16 protein-coding genes and 1 pseudogene are annotated in these 17,351 nt (G+C 72.2%); 6 read left to right on the plus strand and 11 right to left on the minus strand.

The features are described 5' to 3' along the window. The first annotated feature begins 66 nt into the window (after positions 1-66). From DFQ13_RS20375 to DFQ13_RS36000, 4 genes and pseudogenes are all read left to right on the plus strand, one after another. Positions 67-1,236, plus strand: coding sequence for a hypothetical protein (locus DFQ13_RS20375; protein ID WP_325050946.1), 1,170 nt, complete (start codon positions 67-69; stop codon positions 1,234-1,236). A 10-nt stretch (positions 1,237-1,246) separates the two neighbouring features. Next, a complete protein-coding gene (locus tag DFQ13_RS20380; protein ID WP_110080951.1) occupies positions 1,247-2,278 on the plus strand; it encodes an NAD-dependent epimerase/dehydratase family protein in 1,032 nt (343 codons plus the stop codon). A gap of 189 nt (positions 2,279-2,467) precedes the next feature. Beyond that, positions 2,468-3,919 (plus strand): ArnT family glycosyltransferase, encoded by a 1,452-nt coding sequence (locus DFQ13_RS20385; protein ID WP_181400075.1) that lies wholly within the window; start codon positions 2,468-2,470, stop codon positions 3,917-3,919. Positions 3,920-3,970: 51 nt separating this feature from the next. Further along, positions 3,971-4,531: pseudogene (locus DFQ13_RS36000) on the plus strand (transposase); the annotation flags it as partial. Positions 4,532-4,540: 9 nt separating this feature from the next. On the opposite strand, the gene DFQ13_RS20395 reads toward DFQ13_RS36000, so the two are convergent. The 7 genes from DFQ13_RS20395 to DFQ13_RS20425 all read right to left on the minus strand — a co-directional run bounded on the left by DFQ13_RS20395 (position 4,541) and on the right by DFQ13_RS20425 (position 11,629). Then, positions 4,541-5,461, minus strand: coding sequence for an aminoglycoside phosphotransferase family protein (locus tag DFQ13_RS20395; RefSeq protein ID WP_110080954.1), 921 nt, complete (start codon positions 5,459-5,461; stop codon positions 4,541-4,543). Positions 5,462-6,042: 581 nt separating this feature from the next. Next, positions 6,043-6,696, minus strand: a complete 654-nt coding sequence (locus DFQ13_RS20400; RefSeq protein ID WP_110080955.1) for an NUDIX domain-containing protein — start codon at positions 6,694-6,696, stop codon at positions 6,043-6,045. A 19-nt stretch (positions 6,697-6,715) separates the two neighbouring features. Continuing rightward, positions 6,716-7,963 carry an adenylosuccinate synthetase gene (locus DFQ13_RS20405; RefSeq protein ID WP_110080956.1) on the minus strand — a complete coding sequence of 416 codons (1,248 nt, stop codon included), beginning with the start codon at positions 7,961-7,963 and terminating at the stop codon, positions 6,716-6,718. 1 nt (position 7,964) lies between these two features. Beyond that, the gene (locus tag DFQ13_RS20410; RefSeq protein ID WP_110080957.1) at positions 7,965-8,951 is read right to left on the minus strand and encodes a hypothetical protein; all 987 of its coding nucleotides are present in this window, start codon (positions 8,949-8,951) and stop codon (positions 7,965-7,967) included. 2 nt (positions 8,952-8,953) lie between these two features. Continuing rightward, positions 8,954-9,964, minus strand: a complete 1,011-nt coding sequence (locus tag DFQ13_RS20415; RefSeq protein ID WP_110080958.1) for a protein kinase family protein — start codon at positions 9,962-9,964, stop codon at positions 8,954-8,956. Positions 9,965-10,124: 160 nt separating this feature from the next. Then, entirely contained in the window at positions 10,125-10,787 is a 663-nt protein-coding gene (locus DFQ13_RS20420; protein WP_035284317.1) for a response regulator, read from the minus strand. Next, positions 10,784-11,629: a sensor histidine kinase gene (locus DFQ13_RS20425; RefSeq protein ID WP_035284428.1), complete on the minus strand. Its 846-nt coding sequence runs from the start codon at positions 11,627-11,629 to the stop codon at positions 10,784-10,786. The genes DFQ13_RS20420 and DFQ13_RS20425 overlap by 4 nt, the downstream gene beginning before the upstream one ends. A gap of 337 nt (positions 11,630-11,966) precedes the next feature. On the opposite strand from DFQ13_RS20425, the gene DFQ13_RS20430 reads away from it, so the two are divergent. Continuing rightward, positions 11,967-12,743 carry a hypothetical protein gene (locus DFQ13_RS20430; protein ID WP_110080959.1) on the plus strand — a complete coding sequence of 259 codons (777 nt, stop codon included), beginning with the start codon at positions 11,967-11,969 and terminating at the stop codon, positions 12,741-12,743. A 43-nt stretch (positions 12,744-12,786) separates the two neighbouring features. On the opposite strand, the gene DFQ13_RS20435 is transcribed toward DFQ13_RS20430, so the two are convergent. The 4 genes from DFQ13_RS20435 to DFQ13_RS20450 form a co-directional block, all read right to left on the minus strand. Continuing rightward, a complete protein-coding gene (locus DFQ13_RS20435; RefSeq protein WP_035284315.1) occupies positions 12,787-13,557 on the minus strand; it encodes an ABC transporter permease in 771 nt (256 codons plus the stop codon). Beyond that, on the minus strand, positions 13,557-14,318 hold the full coding sequence (locus DFQ13_RS20440; RefSeq protein WP_035284313.1) for an ABC transporter permease: 762 nt from the start codon (positions 14,316-14,318) through the stop codon (positions 13,557-13,559). The genes DFQ13_RS20435 and DFQ13_RS20440 overlap by 1 nt, the downstream gene beginning before the upstream one ends. Next, complete coding sequence (locus DFQ13_RS20445) at positions 14,315-15,028, minus strand: ABC transporter ATP-binding protein (protein WP_035284311.1); 714 nt, start codon at positions 15,026-15,028, stop codon at positions 14,315-14,317. The genes DFQ13_RS20440 and DFQ13_RS20445 overlap by 4 nt, the downstream gene beginning before the upstream one ends. Positions 15,029-15,156: 128 nt before the next feature. Then, complete coding sequence (locus DFQ13_RS20450) at positions 15,157-16,869, minus strand: ABC transporter ATP-binding protein (protein WP_219994547.1); 1,713 nt, start codon at positions 16,867-16,869, stop codon at positions 15,157-15,159. Positions 16,870-17,037: 168 nt separating this feature from the next. Here DFQ13_RS20450 and DFQ13_RS20455 point away from each other — a divergent pair, with 168 nt between their 5' ends. After that, positions 17,038-17,256: a lasso RiPP family leader peptide-containing protein gene (locus tag DFQ13_RS20455; protein ID WP_110080961.1), complete on the plus strand. Its 219-nt coding sequence runs from the start codon at positions 17,038-17,040 to the stop codon at positions 17,254-17,256. Positions 17,257-17,351 lie beyond the last annotated feature (95 nt).

The following is a 17,351-nucleotide window of genomic DNA, read 5'->3' on the forward strand; positions in this document are numbered from 1 at the left end:
ACGAACACCGCCAAACCGCTCACGCGCGCTTTGACAGCCACATCGGACCCGAAGTAGCCTGAATTCATGGCAGCCAGCATCGGAATGTCACCCCATTCATCTGCCGATTCCACGGAGAACGCCGCAGACGCGGAGTTCCTGTTGGGCCGGGACCGGCAATTCCGCGAGTTCGTCGGCGAACTGCCGACCGACGGCCCACCGTGGTTCTGCTTCTTCTCCTCCGGTCTGCTGCACGTCATCCAGCACTTCCTGCGCTTTCTCCCACCCACCCTGAACTTCGCCTTCGTCTGCAGCGGCCTGACCGCGGAAGAGCGGAAGGTCCGGGACGAGATGAGCGACGGCCTGCCCGCGTTCGACCTGACCGAGCGCGTCGGCAGTCACGAGATCTTCGAGTTCCTGCTGCGCAACCTCGACCGCCCGTTCGGCATCGTCGACAGCGACTGCTTCGTCATGGACACCGAGTGGTTCACCCGGTGCACGGACGGGCTGCAACCGGGCGTGGCGATCAGCAGCCCGCTGAGCTACGGGCCCATCCCGCTCGCGGCTCCCCCGTTCATGGCCATCGACCCGGCGGCCCGCGCGGTGATCGAAAGCGCCATCGGCGGTCCGATCTCACCCGCGGCCTACTCCTACACCCCACCCGGCCCGGAGAAGGAGATCGACGGCGCCATGGTGCGCCTGATCCAGCCGCACCACGAGGCCGCGCTCACCTCGGTGCTCGCCTTGGAAGGCCACCGTCTGCCGTTTCCCCAAGGTGGTCTGCTGGACGTGCTGGACGACGGCCGCGAGGTGCGCAGCCACGAGCGCCATCACCACCTCAACAACGGCAACACCGTCATCCGGGTGGTCTTCGACGGGCTGATGCTCTACCAGTTGATGGCGTTGGCAGCAGGCCTGCGCATCGAGCACTTCCACAGCTTCCCGGGCACGAAGGTGTTCGCGCCCCAGATGGTGCACGCGGGCGGCATCTCCTACTGGCACCGGCTGCGACCGAGCGAGATCGCCGCGGGCATCAGCGAGTTGCCGTGGTCGGCGCACATCGACGGCCTGCTGCTGGAGAGCTTCACCGGCCGGGCGGACGCCCCGGCGTCCTACCGCGCGCGCCGCAAGCGGTTGGGTGCGGCCCTGCGCCAGTCCGACGTGGACGTCGAGGGGCTGCGCACGGCTCTGCGCGGCAAGCTGTCCGGAGCCGGTGTGGACGTCGCGGACCCGCGCTGGGCCGCGGTGCTCGGGTGAGGCGGGCAGCGTGCGGGTCCTGCTGACCGGACACCAAGGTTACCTGGGCACCGTCATGGCCCCCGTGCTCGTCGCTGCGGGGCACCAGGTGACCGGGTTGGACAACGGGTTGTTCGCAACCCGCGTCCTGGGCGAGCTCATCAGCCCGGACGTGCCGGGGCTGGCGATCGACCTGCGTGACGTCACCGCGGACGCCTTGCGCGGCTTCGACGCGGTGGTGCACCTCGCGGCGCTGTCGAACGACCCCGTCGGCTCGTTGTCCCCCCGGGTGACCCACGACATCAACCACCACGCCTCGACGCGACTCGCACTCCTGGCGAAGGAGGTGGGCGTACGCCGGTTCGCCTACGCCTCGACGTGCTCGGTGTACGGCGCGCAGCCCACCGACCGGCTGGTCGACGAAGATGCGCCCCTGAAGCCCGTCACGCCCTACGCCGAGTCGAAGGTCCGCGTGGAGGAGGACCTGGTCGGGCTGGCGGACGACGACTTCACGCCCTTCTTCCTCCGCAACGCCACCGCGTTCGGGTTCTCACCCAGGCTCCGGGCGGACATCGTGCTCAACAACCTGGTCGGCAGGGCGGTGCTCACCGGCCGTGTCACCGTGCTCTCCGACGGCACGCCGTGGCGGCCGCTGGTGCACGCCGAGGACATCGCGCGCGCCGTGGTCGCGGGGCTGGCAGCGCCCGAGGCGGCCGTGCGGTCGCGGGCGTTCAACATCGGCACGGAGGAGAACAACCGCACGGTGGCCGAGATCGCCGAGGCCGCGGCCGCGGCGGTGCCCGGTTCAGTCCTGGAGATCACCGGTGAGACCGGGAACGACCCGCGCTCCTACCGAGTGGACTTCAGCAGGGCCCGAACCGCGCTCGACTTCCACGCCCGCTGGTCGATCCAGGCAGGAGCGGCAGAACTGGCCGAGCACTACCGTCGCAGGCAACTCACCCAGGCAGCCTTCGACGGCGACTTCACCCGGTTGGCGGTGCTTCACCGAAGGCGCGAAGAGGGATCGCTGGACGAGTTGCTGCGCGTGGTCCACCCGTCCTGAGCCAACCGGGAAGGCACCCGCACGGGCCCGCCTCCCGAGTCCCCCCGACCCGCCTGCGAACCCGTGGGCGTCCTCGTCGCCCTTGGGCCCCATCCGCCGGATCAGCCACAGGTTCGTGCCGGGACCCGGGGTGTTCGTCTGCGGAGCAGTGCCTATGCCGATCATGCCGTGACTGCCATGATCGCTGTCATGGTCGCTTCTTCGGCAGCTCGGACGTGGCATGCGACACCGGTCCTGCTCGTGGCGGGCGCGACGACGCTCGTGCTGCTGCTCACCGCGGGCCGCCACGGGTACGACGGGGACGAGCTCTACTTCATCTGGGCGGGGCAGCACCCCGCACTGTCCTATTTCGACCAACCCGCGCTCGTACCGGTGCTGGCGGCCGCCCTCGACCGGCTGGCCCCGGGATCGCTGTTCGTGTTGCGCCTGCCCTCAGCGCTGGCGGTGGGTGGGGCGATCGTGGTGACCGCGTTGATCGCACGCGAACTGGGTGGCGGCAGGCGCGCGCAGGTGCTCGCAGCGAGCGCTGTGGCGGTGTCCAACGGTTTCCTCGTCGCCGGGCACCTGTTCCACACCGCCGCACTGGACCCCGTTCTGTGGACCGTGACGACCTGGTTGGTCGTCCGCTCCCTGCGCACCCGTTCCCAGGGCGACCTGCTCGCGCTGGGTCTGGTGACCGCCGTGGCGGTGAACGTGAAACTGCTGGTCTGCGCGTTCTGGGCGGTGGCCCTCGTCTGCCTGGTGCTGTCCAGGCAGCGACCGGCGTTGCCTCCACCGAGGGCGGTCCTCCCCGGGGCCCTGATCGCGATCGCGGGCCTCGCCCCCGTTCTGTACTGGCAGATCGCCAACGAGTGGCCGCAGGCGGACTTCACCAGCGCGGTCGCCGCTGAGACGAGCAGTTCTGCCGGTCGGTTCACCCAGCCCGTGGGCTACCTGGTCGGTGCCGGGTTGGTGGTTGGCGCGGTCATGCTGTGCCACGGGTTGACCCGCTTGTACCGGGACGAGCAATTGCGCCCATACCGCTTCTTGGGACACACGACCGTCGTGCTGGCCGTCGCGGTGGCGGTGGCAGGCGGACGTGCCTACTACCTGCTCGGGATGTTCCCCCTGTGCTGGGCGGCCTCAGCCGTGTGCGTCGAGCGGGCGGCCCGGAGGTGGCACCTGCTCCTCAGCCCGCCCGTCCGCCTCGCGAGCGGCGTGCTCGCCGTCGCGATGGTGCTGCCGGTGTGGCCACTGGACCAGGTGCGCGCGAACCCGTGGCTCCCCGTTCCTGAAGGAGAGCTGGGCTGGCCCGAGACAACCCGCGCCGTGGCCGCGGTCGCGGACACCCACCCGGGAGCGGTGGTGGTCGCCCAGAGCTGCTGGGTGGCCAGCGCCCTGCGGCACGGCGGAATCGAGGCGCACAGCCCGAACTGGGGCTGCTGGTCACTGTCCCGACCGCCGCGGGAGACGGATTCCCTGCTGTACCTGGGAACCGTGCCTGAGTCGATGCGGGGCGCCGCCGAGCGGGTGGTCCAAGTCGGGGTGGTCCGAACCGGATTGCCGGGCACCGTGCACGCCGAGGGAACGCCGATCTGGTTGCTGACCGGGGCGACGGAGGATTGGGACCGGCTTTGGCCTGCACTGCGCGACCTGTCGTAGTGGAGCGGACCCAGCGGGTCCTCGCCCCGCTGCCCACCTCGGGCAGCAGGGCCTCGGGTGGACGACCGGCGGGTGGTCGACGGATTGCTTTTCGAGGCAGAGACCGGCGTCTCCTGGCGTGATCTGCCCGAGCGGCACGGACCGTCGAACGCGGTCCGCAACCGGTTCTGGCGCCGGTCGCGCAACGGCGCGCCGCCGGAGCCCACCACACATCGGCGACCGCATCCCACAGGGGGCGAGCGGATTCCGCATGGACGCACCGAGCCAGCCGATCATGCCACCGGCCGCCACCGCGGCGGACCCACCACGGTCCACTCGGCCTGCGACGGCCACGACCGACCACTACCCGTCGTCGTGACCGGCGACAAGGTCGATGACCGCACCGTCTTCGAGCAGGTCATGGCCCGAGTCCGCTTCCGCGGGACGGGTCCAGGCAGGCCCACCCGCGGACGACCGTCGGCCTGTGAGCGCACCGTCCACCGCCGCCGCAACGTCTTCGAACGCTGCTTCGACCGACTCAAGCAGTTCCGCGCCATCGCCACCCGCTACGACAGAACCGCCACTTCACTCCAAGGCACGATCGACCTCACCACCCTCACCCTCTGGCTTTGAGGACAGGCCCTAGCGGCCCAGCACGGCGTGGGCGACGGTGACCTGGCCGGGTGCCAGTCGGGTGCGGCCGTCCTCGATGTCCCACAGGCTGTTCTGCAGCACCCGGCCGAGGGTCCAGCCCGCGGCGCGCTCGCGGTCGAGGCCGAGGGCGTCGGTGAGCGTGTCGAACCGCCTGCGCACGACGAGGTCCGGGGCGCCGGTGGCCACCACCGCGTCCCACCCGCTGTCGATGGCGGGCATCAGGTCGAAGCCCGGGTCGCCCACGAGGGGTTCGGGGTCGATCGCCAACCACGGTTCCCGGTCACCGGCGAGGACGTTGCCGCAGTGCAGGTCCCAGTGCAGCAGGCGGTCGCCCGGCTCGTCGAGCAGTTCGGCGACGGCCGAGGCGCAGGTGCGCAGCAGTCGACGGTCGTCGGCGTCGGGCAGCGCCCGCTCCGCCTCCGGGACCTGCTCGACGGCGCGGCGCGCGACGTCGCCGAGGCTCGGCAGCCCGTCGGGCGCGGGCACCGAGTGCAGCCTGGTGAAGATGTCGGCGAGGACGCCCATGGCCGCCTCGTCGTCCTCGACCTGTTCGAGGGTGCGGGAACCATCCAGGCGTTCCAGCAACATCGTGGTGCTGGCCGGGTCGTGGTCGAGCAACCGCACGATCCCCCGGCCGTCCCAGGCCGCCAACCCGGCGATCGCGGCCGCGGACTCCTCCTTGGGCATCTGGAACTTCAGAGCCGCCCGCCGCCCGTCCGCGTCGCGCACCGGCACCACCAGCGACGCCTCGCCGGAGGCCACGGGCCCGTCGGGCACGACCCCCCACCGCTCCAGCGACTCGGCGACCAGTCCCGGCAGGCCGGAGATCCAGGCGCTGCCCGCCTCACCGCTGCGGCGGTAGGAAGCGACCAATGCCTCGGGGAGGTCCAATCGGAACGACGAACTCATGCGCGGGATCTTCCTTCGAGGTGGACGACCGACCTTGTGGATCAATCCTACCGGGCGCCTCTGTCACCCGTTGGGATGAAATTCAGTGCTCAGCGCATGATTCTGGACCGACGGCGGTGTACCGCGGCATCGGCGAACACAACGCTGGCGCCGATCTCGCGGTGTCGTGCCGGGTCGATCCGGTCGTGGTGGCGCCACGGCGGATCGCTTGAGCGGGCCCGCGTCTTGACGGTCGGCCCTCTGCGCGGAACCCTCGAACGGGAGGGGCGCAGCGTGGCAGGGCGAAGCCGACGACTGGCCGACGTGGCTGAGCCGCAGCCGGACCGAGCGGACCGCGTCGCCTTCCTCTCCCACGCCGACCACGTCGAACGGCTGGACCGCCACCCGCGGTCCTGCGGGACAGGCGGGTCGTGGTGGTCCCCGCCGCACCGCCCACGGGGGAGGTCCCAGCGGGCGGTGCGGCCACGGGCCGTCAGGAGGGCACGGGCCGTCAGGTGCTGCGCGGGCGGGCCGACATGCTCGTGCTGTCCCTGCTGACACCCGCCGCCGCGGGATCGGGCTGGGGGGAGCACACCGCGGACTCACCTCAGACCGGTCCCCTGGGAGGTCCACCGCCACACCAGTGGCGGGCGGCCGCCCTTCGGCAGGGCCGCGGCGTGCTGCGCGGTGCGTTCGAGGCCGGGAACGCGGTCCATGGTGCGGCCCAGGTTGGCCGGGTAGGGGCGGTCGCCGGTGAGGGATTCGGTGACGTCGAGGGCTTGCGCGGTGGTGAACTCGCCGCCGAGGAGGCCCGCGGTGAACTGCGGGTCGCGCCACAGCTTGTCGGCCAGCAGGGGGCGGCAGTCGGTGATGATGCGGTCGTGGTCGAAGGCCAGTGGGGGGACGGCGTCCAGGGGGGTCCAGGTGGTGGTGCCGTCGTCGGGGCGGGTGGGGGCGACCGTGGCCCACAGGGCGATCGACAGGGTCGGGCCGCGGGGATCGCGGGAGGGTTCGTCGAACGTGGCGAGTTGGCCGGTCGCGGTGACGGCCGCGTCGGGGACGCCGAGCTTGCCGGTGACGGCGCGGCGGGTGGCTTCGCGCAGGCGTTCGCCCCTGCCCAGGAGCACGCCCGGGAGGGCCAGGGCGCCCGCGAACGGGTCCAGTGCGCGCGGTGCCACTCCCAGCAGCACCGCGCGCGCGTCCGGGTCGAAGCGCAGCACGAGGACGTCCACCGAGACCAGCGTCGACTCGATCATGGGGGGATTGTCCCGCACGTCAGCGGTGGGCCGGTGCCCGCACGGTGTAGTCCGCCCGGGTGGGGCCCGCTCCGGTGACGAGGACCGGGACGTCGAGCAGGTCCTCCAGGAAACCCACCGGGTCGGGCAGGGGTTCCAGGACCGGGGTGCAACCCGCCACCAGGTCCGAGGGGGACCCCAGTTCGGTGAGGTGGCCCGTGCCGGTCCGGTGGGCCGTGGCGACCTGGAGGTCCCGCGCGTCCAGGTGCGTCACGGCGAGGCCGTCGACGCCGCCGCACGCGGCCACGGCGTACCGCAGCAGCACGGCGTCCAGGTGACCGGCCCGCCACGCGCCCTGGTACTCCCCGGTTCCGTTGTGGCGCTCGGGGAACCGGTCGAGGACACCGCGGTCCTCGGTCGGCAGCGGGCCCGCGCCGTGCCGCGTCTGGTAGGTCCGCGTCACCCCCAGCACCCGCGCGCCCCGACCCGCGAGCAGCGCCCTGGCGTTGCGCGGCGTGACGGTGGACCAGGTGGTGTGCGGGTGGAAGCCGTGCGTCTCGTCGAGGAGGACCCCCTGCGCGCCCTCGAAGACCAGCCGCCCGGCGTCGGCGAGCCTGCCCGCCTCGTCGCCGGTCGTGATCCGCACGGCGTCGGCGAACGCCCGGTATAGGGCCACGAGGTCGTCGACCCGGGGGCCGTCGCCGATCAGCGGCTCGTGGAACCGGGCGAGCGCGTCGAGCTTGCGCCGCAGCGCGACCGGGTTCGCGCAGTCGCCCACCGTCGGTGGGGGGCCAGGAACACCCCTCAGCTCCTGGCCCTCCACCACCTCGCCCGGCCGGGCTCCCCGCGCGGCCAGCAGCGCGTACCAGGCGGTCTCGCCAATGCCCTTGCCGCACGACCCGTGCCGGTCGCGTCCCCTGGCGTCCTCCCGCGCCCGGTTCGCCGCGACGTGGAACGGGGTCGTCAGCAGCGCGTCGGCGTCGACCGACACCAGGCCCAACGGGTCGGCGACGCCGAGCGCCGCCAGTTCCCGCGACTCCGCCGCCAGCGCGATCGGCTCCACCAGCACGTGGCGGGACAGCCAGGTCGGCACGCCCGCGAGCGTGCCGGACCCGAACTGGCTGAACGTGTGGTGCCTGCCGCCCGCGACCACGTTGTGCGCGGCCTGCGCGCCCCCGTTGAACCGCACCACCGCCGACACCGAGCCGTCGGCGCACAGCGCGTCGACCACCGCCCCCTTGCCCTCGTCGCCGAACCCCAGCCCGACGACGACCACGTGCTGGTCCACGTCAGCTCAGCACCACGTCGTCGGGACCGTCGATGCCCAGCGGGGCGGCCGACTTCGCCAGCGACCTCGCGCTCGCACCGACCGAGACCAGCGCCTTGCCCACGGCCCTGCTCTCGGCGACCGAGCCGACGTCGGCCAGGTCCACCAGCGCCTGGTCCAGGTCGACCACCCGCTCCTCCACGCCGATCGTGGCGGCGATCAGCTCGCACACCGCGCCGGGGTCGTCCAGCTTGAGGAAGTTCTGCCCCAGGATCTGGCGCCAGTGCTCACCGATGGCGTCGTCGTCGTAGTACGAGGACTGGTTGGGCAGGATGAAGTACACGTTCCACTTGCGGGCCAGCTCGCGGTACACCGACACCGGGTCGATGTCCTGCGCGACGTCGTCGCCGATGACCCGGCGGATGTGCCGCGCCTCCAGCCGGGGCTTGTTCAGCTCGTCGCCGATGAGGAACAGGTAGCCCTTGCGGCCCCGCTTCTGCCACGCGTCGGTGACCACGTGCCGGGCCACGAAGTAGGCGGCCAGCTCGTAGGACTCGCTCTTCTGCCCGCCGCCACCACCCTCCAGGAAGATGTCGCGCAGCTGCTCGTCCATCCGGTTGTCCGACTCGAACTGCCCGACCTGCAGCGGCACGCGGTCGCTGTCGGCGTCACCGATCCCGCCGAACATCAACTGCGGGTCGGCGAGGTACCCCTTGCGCTGCAACAGCCCGTGCAGCTTGCCGAGCTTGCCCTGCATGATCCTCGGCACCGCGCCCATCGAGCCGGTCACGTCGAACAGCACCGCGATCGGCGTCGAGTCGGCGTGGTCGGGCGAGTCGCGGCACTCGCGGGCCGCCACGCCCAGCGGGTCCAGCGCGGGAGCGGCCTTCCAGCTCCTGGACGGCTTGCCCTTCGTCGCCGCGGTGTAGCCGAAGTCGGCGATCCCCTTCGCCGCGCGGAAGGTCTTGGCCGCCAGGTAGGCGTTGTCGTCCCACTTGCCGTGTCCCATGGTCATGCTCCTGTCGTTGGGGGGAGGGCGAACGGGCGGAAGACCCGCGCGCCGTAGAGCTCGTCGAGCAGTTCGTCGTACTCGCCCAGCAGGTCGACGGCGTCCGGTCGCCGCGACGGCCGGTCCTGCGCGCACCCGCGGGCGAACGTGATCTGCCTCTTCTCGTCGGGTGCCAGCAGGTCCAGCATCAGCGTGTGTGCCATGTGGACGTCCGTCGCGGTGGTGACCGGTTCCCCCCGGCGGACTTCCGGCGGGTAGGCGGTGGACTTGCCGGTCGCGAGCAACCGCTGCCCGCTCTCGACGGCGAACGACCACCCGGCCAGCACGATCCCGTGCTCCTCGGGGTGCACCAGCACGTTCTCGGCGGTGACCGCACCGTGCACCAGCCCGAGCCGGTGCGCCCCGGCCAGCGCCTTGAGCAGCCTGCGGTGCATCCACGCGTAGTCGCGGCCGTCCAACCCGCCCGGGAACGCGCGCCGCACGTCGGCGAGCGTCACGAACCCGTCCACCAGCGGGTCGAGCACCGTGAACGCCCGCTCACCCCGGCCGAGAGCACCGGAGGTGTCGAGCAGGCGCGGGTAGTAGGGGCGCAGCCAGCGGTGCCGGTCGGTGAACCGCTCCAGCGCCCGCAGCGCGTCCCACTCGCTGTGCAGCAGGGGGTTCAGCGCCGGGTTGCGCACCACCTTGACCACGTGCGGACCGTCGGCCCGGTACACGTTCGCGACGCTGCCGACGGCGAACGGTTCACCGATCCGGTAGGTGCCGGTCGCCGTGCGCAGTTCGACCGTCGCGCCCCGCGTCCACTCGTGGTGCATCCGGTTCAGCTCCGCGGACGCCGCGTGCGCCCGGGTGTCCCCCTCGCCGGTCACGTCCGGGTGCAGGACGGAAGCCAGCGCCCGGTACAGCCGCTGCGCCTCCGCGCGCCGCTTCGGATCGGTGGTGGGGGACCCGAAGAGCCCGGCGGCCGATCCGGCCCGCTCGACCCGTTCCAACGCGTCTGCCCTGGTGAACATAGTTTGAGTCTATACGACTCAAACTCGGGGCGCAACCGTCCCCGTCCGAGGAAGGCGGCGGCGCGCACTACCGGGTAGCGCTTCCGGCGGCGAGGCATTGCCTGTCCGTGCGGGGTGGGGTGGGGTTGATGAACCCGTGCTGCTCCACCCCTCCCCCGGTTCAGTTCTGGGGTACCACCAGCCCCAGGTTGTAGGCGGCGATGACGAGCTGGGCGCGGTCGCGCGCCTCGAGCTTGCTCAACAGCTTGCCGACGTGGGTCTTGACCGTCTTGACCGAGATGCTCAACGTGTCCGCGATCTCGGTGTTGGACAGGCCGCGGCCGATGACGGTGAGGATCTCCACCTCCCGCTGCGTGAGCCCGTCGGCGGGGAGCGGCTGGTGGCGCGGGGTGGAGAGGTAGTGCTCGACCAGGTGGGTGAGGACCACGGGCGCGAACGGGGACTCGCCCGCGTGCGTGCGGCGGACGGCGCTGATGAGCTCGTCGAGGTCGGTGTCCTTGAGCAGGAACCCGCTGGCCCCGGCGCGCAGGGCACCGTGGACGTGCTCGTCGAGCTCGAACATCGTCAGGACGAGAACCTTGGTGTGGGCCAGGTCCGGGTCGGTGGTGATGTCGCGGGTGGCGGCGATGCCGTCGCGCCCGGGCATGCGCAGATCCATCAGCACCACGTCCGGGCGCAGCTCCTTGGCCAGCGCCACCCCGTGGTCGCCGGTTTCGGCCTGCCCCACCACGACCAGGTCCGGCGCGGCACCGATGACCGCGGCCAGGCTGTGGCGCAGCAGTGCCTGGTCGTCGACCAGCAGGACCCGGATCGGGGCGGTCATCGGGCGGCCCCGTCGGGGAGGCGCGCGGTGAGCGAGAAGCCGGTGGCGGCGGGGGCGGCGTCGAGCGTGCCGCCCAAGGCGTCGACCCGCTCGCGCAGGCCCACCAGGCCGTGGCCTGCGCCGCGGGTGGGGTACCACTCGGTGCGCGGGCCGTCGTCCCGCACGACCACCACGACGCAGCCGCCGTCGCGAGCCAGGTGGACCAGGAGGCCGGTCGGTCCCGCGTGGCGGGAGGTGTTGGCGATGGCTTCCTGGACGATCGCGCAGACCGCCGCCTGGACGCCCGGGGAGACCTCGCCGAGGTCGTCGACGGACAACCGGGCGGTGTGGCCCGCCGCGCGGGCGGCGTCGACGATGCCGGGGAGGTCGGACAGGCTCCGCACCGGGCGCAGCGGCACGGAGTTCCGGTCGCCCGCGCGCAGCACGGTCAGCATGCGCCGCAGCTCCGCGACCGCGTCCCGGCCCAACCGCTCCACGTCCACCAGTGCCTGCTCGGACTCCCCGGGCACCCGGCGGGCGGCCGCGGCGCGCATGATGATCACCCCCAGGCCGTGGGAGACGATGTCGTGCAGTTCCCCGGCGATCCGAATCCGCTCCCGGTCGGCCGCCCGCTCCGCCGCCCACGCGGTGAGCCGGGCCTCGTACTCCGCCCTGCGGCGGCGGGCGCGGACCACCGTCCAGGCGGTCACCCCGACGGCCAGCACGGCCACCGCGGGCGGGATCACCACCGCCCCCGGCCCCTGGGCGCCCACCGCCAGGAGCACCGCCGAGAGCACGAGCAGCGCGGCCGCGCAGACGAGCCACGCGCGTGACCGCCGAACGGGTCGATCGCCTGTTGTCATCGTGTTCACACTACCGCGCTCGTGGCGGGAATCCGCATGCGCGGGATTCCCACAAGCCGCGCACCGAGGGAGTCCCGATCACCCCATTCAGGTGATGGCACAACACTTTCCGCTCGTTGCGGTCCGTGGTAGCTTCGACTGTACGCGCGTCCCAGAGGGTATCTGGTGGAAGCGGATCAGGTCCTGCGGGGGCAGGGAGACCGGGAGCACCGCCGACGTCGTCGCGACCGGGGGCACCGGTCACAGGTCCAGCTGCGCGAAGAACCGGCGGAACAGCGGATCTGGTGGTGCACCGGAGAGTTGAGAGGTCACCGCAGGACACACACGTGGGGGATGAGTGCTGCACCAGGGGGAAGACATCGAGCGCGGGGCCTCCGGGTCCACCGCGGGCCAGGACGGGGTGGAGGAGGCACTGGCGAAGGCGGCCGCCCTGATCACCTTCGCCGCGCGCAACCACCAGTACCACCGCGACGGAGCCGAGCGGTTGCCCACGCCGCACGCCCGCAGGCACGCCGCACGCCTGCTGGTCTCCACCACGACGACATCGTTGCGGTGCACCGCCCCGCCACCGGGTGCGGAGTTCGCCGAACTCGTCGACCTCGTGGCCGCGCTGCCCGGGCGCGGGGTCCGGGTCGAGCTGCTGTGCACGGTGAAGCACTTGGCCGAGCCCGTCCGGGGCACCCTTTTGTCCACAATGGACAACGGAGTCGCGGTGCGGGTGCGGGCCTCGGCGCGACCGAGCCCGCACCTGCTCATCGCGGACGGGGCGGATGCGGTGCTCGCGTCCGGCACGGAGGCGGTGCTGGTGCGCGCTCCCGCCGTGCTGGCGGGGCTGAGCGCCTTCTTCGCCAGCACCTGGGCCGAGGCGACCGACCTCGGCGAGCACGCGCGGCTGAGCGACCGCAGCCTGGGCGCGCTCGGCGCACGGGTGCTGTGCGCTCTCGTCGCCGGTCACACCGACGACGCCGCGGCCCGCGAGCTGGGCATGTCGGTGCGCACCTACCGCAGGCACGTCGCGGACATCATGCGCGAGCTGGACGTGACCTCCCGGTTCGCCGCCGGGGCCCGCGCCGCGGCGCTCGGCCTGTTCCCGACCGAGCGCTGCGCGCCCTGACCGGGCGCGGGGGCGCGGGCACTCCCGGCGGTGGTGCTCGCGCTCAGGCATCCCGCGCTCGGAACGAGACGGCGGCCACAGCGACGGCCAGCACCACCCACGCGACCACGAAACCCGTTCCGACCAGAGCGCTCAGCGAGCCGAAGCGCCCCGCTCCACTGTGGAACCACATGCCGTACCCGGCGGTGTCGGGCAGGTACGCCGCGAACGCCGTCCGGTCGCGCAGCAGCGGTCCGGCGATGAAGTAGTACACGAGCAGCCCGGCCACCGCGGGGATCGTGCGGCGGATGACCGTGGCCACCGACGACGACAGCACAGCGGTCAGCGCCAGGTAGGCGGCGGCGCCACCCACACCGACCGCGAAGTCGCCGAACGGCGGCACCACCGCCGCATCACCCAGCACCAGATCGGCCACCACCAGGCCACCGAGGACCACCACCAGGGCGGTGGGTACCGCGATCAGCACCAGCGCCACCACCTTGGACAGGTGCAGGAGCACGCGGCGGGGCACGACGGTGAGGGAGGTCTGGACCTGACCGCCGGTGTACTCCGACGTCGCCGCCAGCACCCCGAGGATGATGAACCCGGCCTGGGTGTAGCCGATCGGGGCCAGTCCGATGTCGAGCGCCGAGGCGGTGCCCGTGCTGCCCTGCCTCCCCGCCGTGGCGAAGGCAACCGCGAGGACCGCCGAGACGAGCAGCGAGCCCGCGGCGGTGAGCAGGGTGGCGGGCAGGCTGAGCAGCTTGAGCACCTCGGCGCGGCTGGACCGGGTGAACTCGCTCCCGCGGGCCCGGGTGGGTGCGACCGTCGTCATCACGCGTCCCTCCTCGTGAAGGCGGTGAACCCGCAGGCGAGCAGCAGGACGACCCACACCGCCATCACCACACCGCCGGTGAGCGGGGACAACTCCACCGGCACCCTGACCTCGGTGAGGAACATGCGCATGCCTGCCAGGTCGGGGAAGTAGACCGCGAGCGGGGTGACCTTGGAGAGCAGGAACGTGACCGTGACGACGGAGGTGTTGAGGACCAGCACCGCCAGCGGGACGACTCCGTTGCGGGTCAGCAGCGTGATGCCGAAGGCGAGCAACGCGGTCAGCACCCAGTAGAGGACGACGCCGGGCACCCGGGTCGCGGCGGCCCCGTCGAGCGCGTGCGCGTGGTCGCCGACCACCGCCTGCACGCAGGAGAGGGTGATCCCGGTGGCGATGGCCGACATCAGCACGACCGCGGTGGTCAGCGCGGCGACCTTGGCCAGGAGGAACCGCGTCCGGGACGGTACCGCGGTGAGGCTGGTGGTGATCTGCCGTCCGGAGCCCGCGCTCTCCCCCTCGGTGAAGTACTCGCTGCTGGCCGCGACCACGCCGAGGACGATGGCGCCCGCGACCCCGAACGCGAGTTCCTGGTAGCCGAGGTCGGGTCCGGCCTCGGGCTTGGACCCGTTCGCGATCGCCGAGCTCGTCGAAACCGCGGACAGGACACCGACGACCGCGGGCACGGCGATGCCGATGGCGAACGCGGCCCAGACCGACGGCAGCGAGGTCAGCTTGCGCAGCTCTCCCGAGTAGGCGCTCACCGCGCGTCCCCCCGCGCCCCGGTGGTGAGCGCGAAGAACGCGTCCTCGAGGGTGCGGTGCGCGCCGGTGACCTCGGCCAGGGTGCCCTGCTCGACGACCCGCCCGCCATTGATGATCACGACGTCGTCGACCACCTCGGCCAGTTCGCCCATGAGGTGGCTCGACAGCAGGACCGTGTGCCCGGCCTCGGCGCGCTCGCGCAGGAACCGGCGCATCCAGCGGATGCCCTCGGGGTCCAAGCCGTTGACCGGCTCGTCGAGCACCAGCGCGGCGGGATCGCCGAGCAGCGCGGCGGCCAGGCCCAGCCGCCTGCCCATGCCCAGCGAGTAGCTGCCCACGCGCTTGCGGGCGGCACCGGTCAGGTCGACCTCGGCGAGCACCTCGTCCACCCGCCGCCGTGGGATGCCCGCCGCGGCGGCCACCCAGCTCAGGTGCGCCCGCCCGGTGCGCGCGCGGTGGGCGCCGGACCCGTCGAGCACGGCGCCGACCGTGCGCAGCGGGTCGGGCAGCCGCTCGAACGGGACCCCGTCGACCAGGGCGGTGCCGGAGGTCGGGCGGTCGAGGCCGAGCAGGATTCGCAGCGTCGAGGACTTCCCGGCGCCGTTGGGGCCGAGGAAGCCGGTGACGCGGCCGGGCCGGGCTTGGAAGGTGACGTCGGAGAGGATCAGCGCCGACCCCCGCCGCTTCGTGAGCCTGTCGATCGTCAACATGTGGCGTTCACCCCGTCGGAGCACTGGTTTGTCGAGGTCCAGTCAACCGGTGGGCCGGGGCGGGCACATCGGCCCCGGGCCTGATCTTCGTCGAGCCCGCGCATCGGACCTGGGTCTGACGCGGCTGTTCACGCGATGAGCTGGTGGGTGGCGAGCTCGCGGTAGAGCCCGCTGCGGGTGAGCAGGCCCTCGTGGGTGCCCCGGGCGACGATCCGGCCGCCGTCGAAGACCAGGATGAGGTCGGAGTCGACGACGGTGGACAGCCGGTGCGCGACGACGAGCAGCGTGCACCCCGCCGAGGCGCGCTGGACCGCCTGCCTGGCCAGCATCTCGTTGTGCCCGTCCAAGTTGGACGTCGACTCGTCGAGCAGCAGCACCTCGGGTCGGGACAGCAGTGCGCGCGCGATGGCGAGCCGCTGGCGCTCCCCGCCCGAGAGGGCGACGCCGGATTCCCCGACTTCGCTGTCCAGACCCCGGCTGGAGCGCTGGACCAGGCCGGTGAGGTTGACCGCGGACAGCGCCTCCCAGCACTCGACGTCGGTGGCCCCGGGCGCGGTGAGGGTCAGGTTCTCCCGCAGGGTTCCCGCGAGGGCGGGCGCGTCCTGCTCGACGTAGGCCACACCCGCGCGCAGCTGCGCGGCGGTCAACGTGGCCGCGTCCACACCGCCGACGGTGATGGTCCCCGACTCCGGCGGGTAGAAGCCGACGACGAGGTTGAGCGCGGTGCTCTTGCCCGCTCCGGACGGACCCACGAGCGCGACGCGCGCCCCCCGTTCGATGTCGAAGGACACGCCGTCCAGGGCCGGGTCGCCACCTCCACCCGTGTCGTAGCCGAAGCGGACGTCGTGGAAGGACAGCGCGTGCCGCGCGCCACCGCCGTCGGCGGGCGCGGTGGGGACGACCGCCGCCCGCCGCCGCACCTCGTCCTCGGACGGCAGGTCGCGGATCTCCTGGATGCGGTCGAGGGCACCCAGCGACGAGCCCAGGGTGCCGACGGCGGCGAAGATCTGGCCCAGCGGTGCGACGAGCAGGAAGACGAACATCAGGAACGACACCAGGTCGGGCATCGCCAGTTGCCCGGAGGCCACCCGGTAGCCGCCGACCCCGAGCACGATGATCAGCATGGCCTGCGTGGTCAGCACCGACATCGGCTCGATGACCGAGGACGCCCGCGCCAGCCGGAGCCCCGCGTGCCAGGACGCGGTCGCGTGCCGCTGGAGCAGTTCCTCCTGGCGGTCGGTCGAGTTCCCCGCCCGGATGGTCCGGATTCCCCGCACGGCCCGGTCGACCGCGGCGGTGAGCGCCCCCACCTGGGCCTGGACCTCCTGGCTGGCGCGCCGCACGCCCTTGGCCAGAACCGCGGTGATCGCCGCGAACACCAGCGCGACCAGCACGGTGAGACCGAACAGCAGCGCGTCGATGTAGACCAGCGCTCCCAGCGCGCCGATCACCGTGACCGTACCGCCGACTCCCGCCAGCACCCCGCGGGCCAGCGCGAGGCGCAGGACTGTGGTGTCGCTGCTGACCCGGGAAACCAGGTCGCCGGAGCGCCTCCGGTCGAACTCGGCGATCGGCAGCCGCAGCAGCGCCGACACCAGCGATCGCCGGGCGGAGAGCACGACCCCCTCTCCCATTCGCTGCAACAGGTACTGCTGCACCGACATGATCACCCCGACCGCGAGGAACAGCGCGCAGGCGCCCACCGCGAGCGCGGCACCGGGGTCGCCGTGCTGGACCGCGGTGATGATGGCGTTCACCACCACCGGTTGCGCGAGGGCCGCGACCGCGCCGAGCACGCTGAGCCCGGCCGCGGGGAGCAGTGTCCCGCGCTGCTGCCGCACCAACCCCCACAACACCTTCGCCGGGCGTGGACGTGTGATCGCACCCATGGCACCAAACCCCCGTTTTCATTGGTCGCCCGGCCGGACAATCTGCGGCCGCGGTGGTCACCATACAGATTTCTTGCCGATTCCGTCGAGTGCGTGCTACGTTGATTTCGGGGAGACGGCATGGGGCTGCCGAGCGGGGAGAGCGTGATTTTCGCCGCTCAGGATGACCTTTTTGTCTTCCTTTCCACCAACACGCTGGAACACACTGGGAGGTACATCGTGCTGTCCGTCTACATCGCACCGGTCTTCGAGAAGATCGGCGGCTTCCGCGAGGTCACCAACGGCTACCCGTTCTGGGACAACCGCGACATCTTCGGTGGCTACACCTTCATCGGCTGAGCACCCGCCGGTGGGGCGGGGTCCGGAACCCGCCCCACCGGCACCACCGCCGCACACAGCGGCAAAAGCGGGTCTGACCAGGCAACCAAGATCGC

Source organism: Actinokineospora spheciospongiae (assembly GCF_003182415.1).
In the GTDB taxonomy this organism is placed as follows: Bacteria; Actinomycetota; Actinomycetes; order Mycobacteriales; family Pseudonocardiaceae; genus Actinokineospora; species Actinokineospora spheciospongiae.

Excerpts from the sequence above, each read along its gene's own strand:
- DFQ13_RS20435 (WP_035284315.1), bottom strand. The coding sequence starts at position 13,557 with ATGACGACGGTCGCACCCACCCGGGCCCGCGGGAGCGAGTTCACCCGG.
- DFQ13_RS20395 (WP_110080954.1), bottom strand. The coding sequence starts at position 5,461 with ATGAGTTCGTCGTTCCGATTGGACCTCCCCGAGGCATTGGTCGCTTCC.
- DFQ13_RS20385 (WP_181400075.1), top strand. The coding sequence starts at position 2,468 with ATGGTCGCTTCTTCGGCAGCTCGGACGTGGCATGCGACACCGGTCCTG.
- DFQ13_RS20420 (WP_035284317.1), bottom strand. The coding sequence starts at position 10,787 with ATGACCGCCCCGATCCGGGTCCTGCTGGTCGACGACCAGGCACTGCTG.
- DFQ13_RS20400 (WP_110080955.1), bottom strand. The coding sequence starts at position 6,696 with ATGATCGAGTCGACGCTGGTCTCGGTGGACGTCCTCGTGCTGCGCTTC.
- DFQ13_RS20410 (WP_110080957.1), bottom strand. The coding sequence starts at position 8,951 with ATGGGACACGGCAAGTGGGACGACAACGCCTACCTGGCGGCCAAGACC.
- DFQ13_RS20415 (WP_110080958.1), bottom strand. The coding sequence starts at position 9,964 with ATGTTCACCAGGGCAGACGCGTTGGAACGGGTCGAGCGGGCCGGATCG.
- DFQ13_RS20445 (WP_035284311.1), bottom strand. The coding sequence starts at position 15,028 with ATGTTGACGATCGACAGGCTCACGAAGCGGCGGGGGTCGGCGCTGATC.
- DFQ13_RS20455 (WP_110080961.1), top strand. The coding sequence starts at position 17,038 with ATGGGGCTGCCGAGCGGGGAGAGCGTGATTTTCGCCGCTCAGGATGAC.
- DFQ13_RS20375 (WP_325050946.1), top strand. The coding sequence starts at position 67 with ATGGCAGCCAGCATCGGAATGTCACCCCATTCATCTGCCGATTCCACG.
- DFQ13_RS20425 (WP_035284428.1), bottom strand. The coding sequence starts at position 11,629 with ATGACAACAGGCGATCGACCCGTTCGGCGGTCACGCGCGTGGCTCGTC.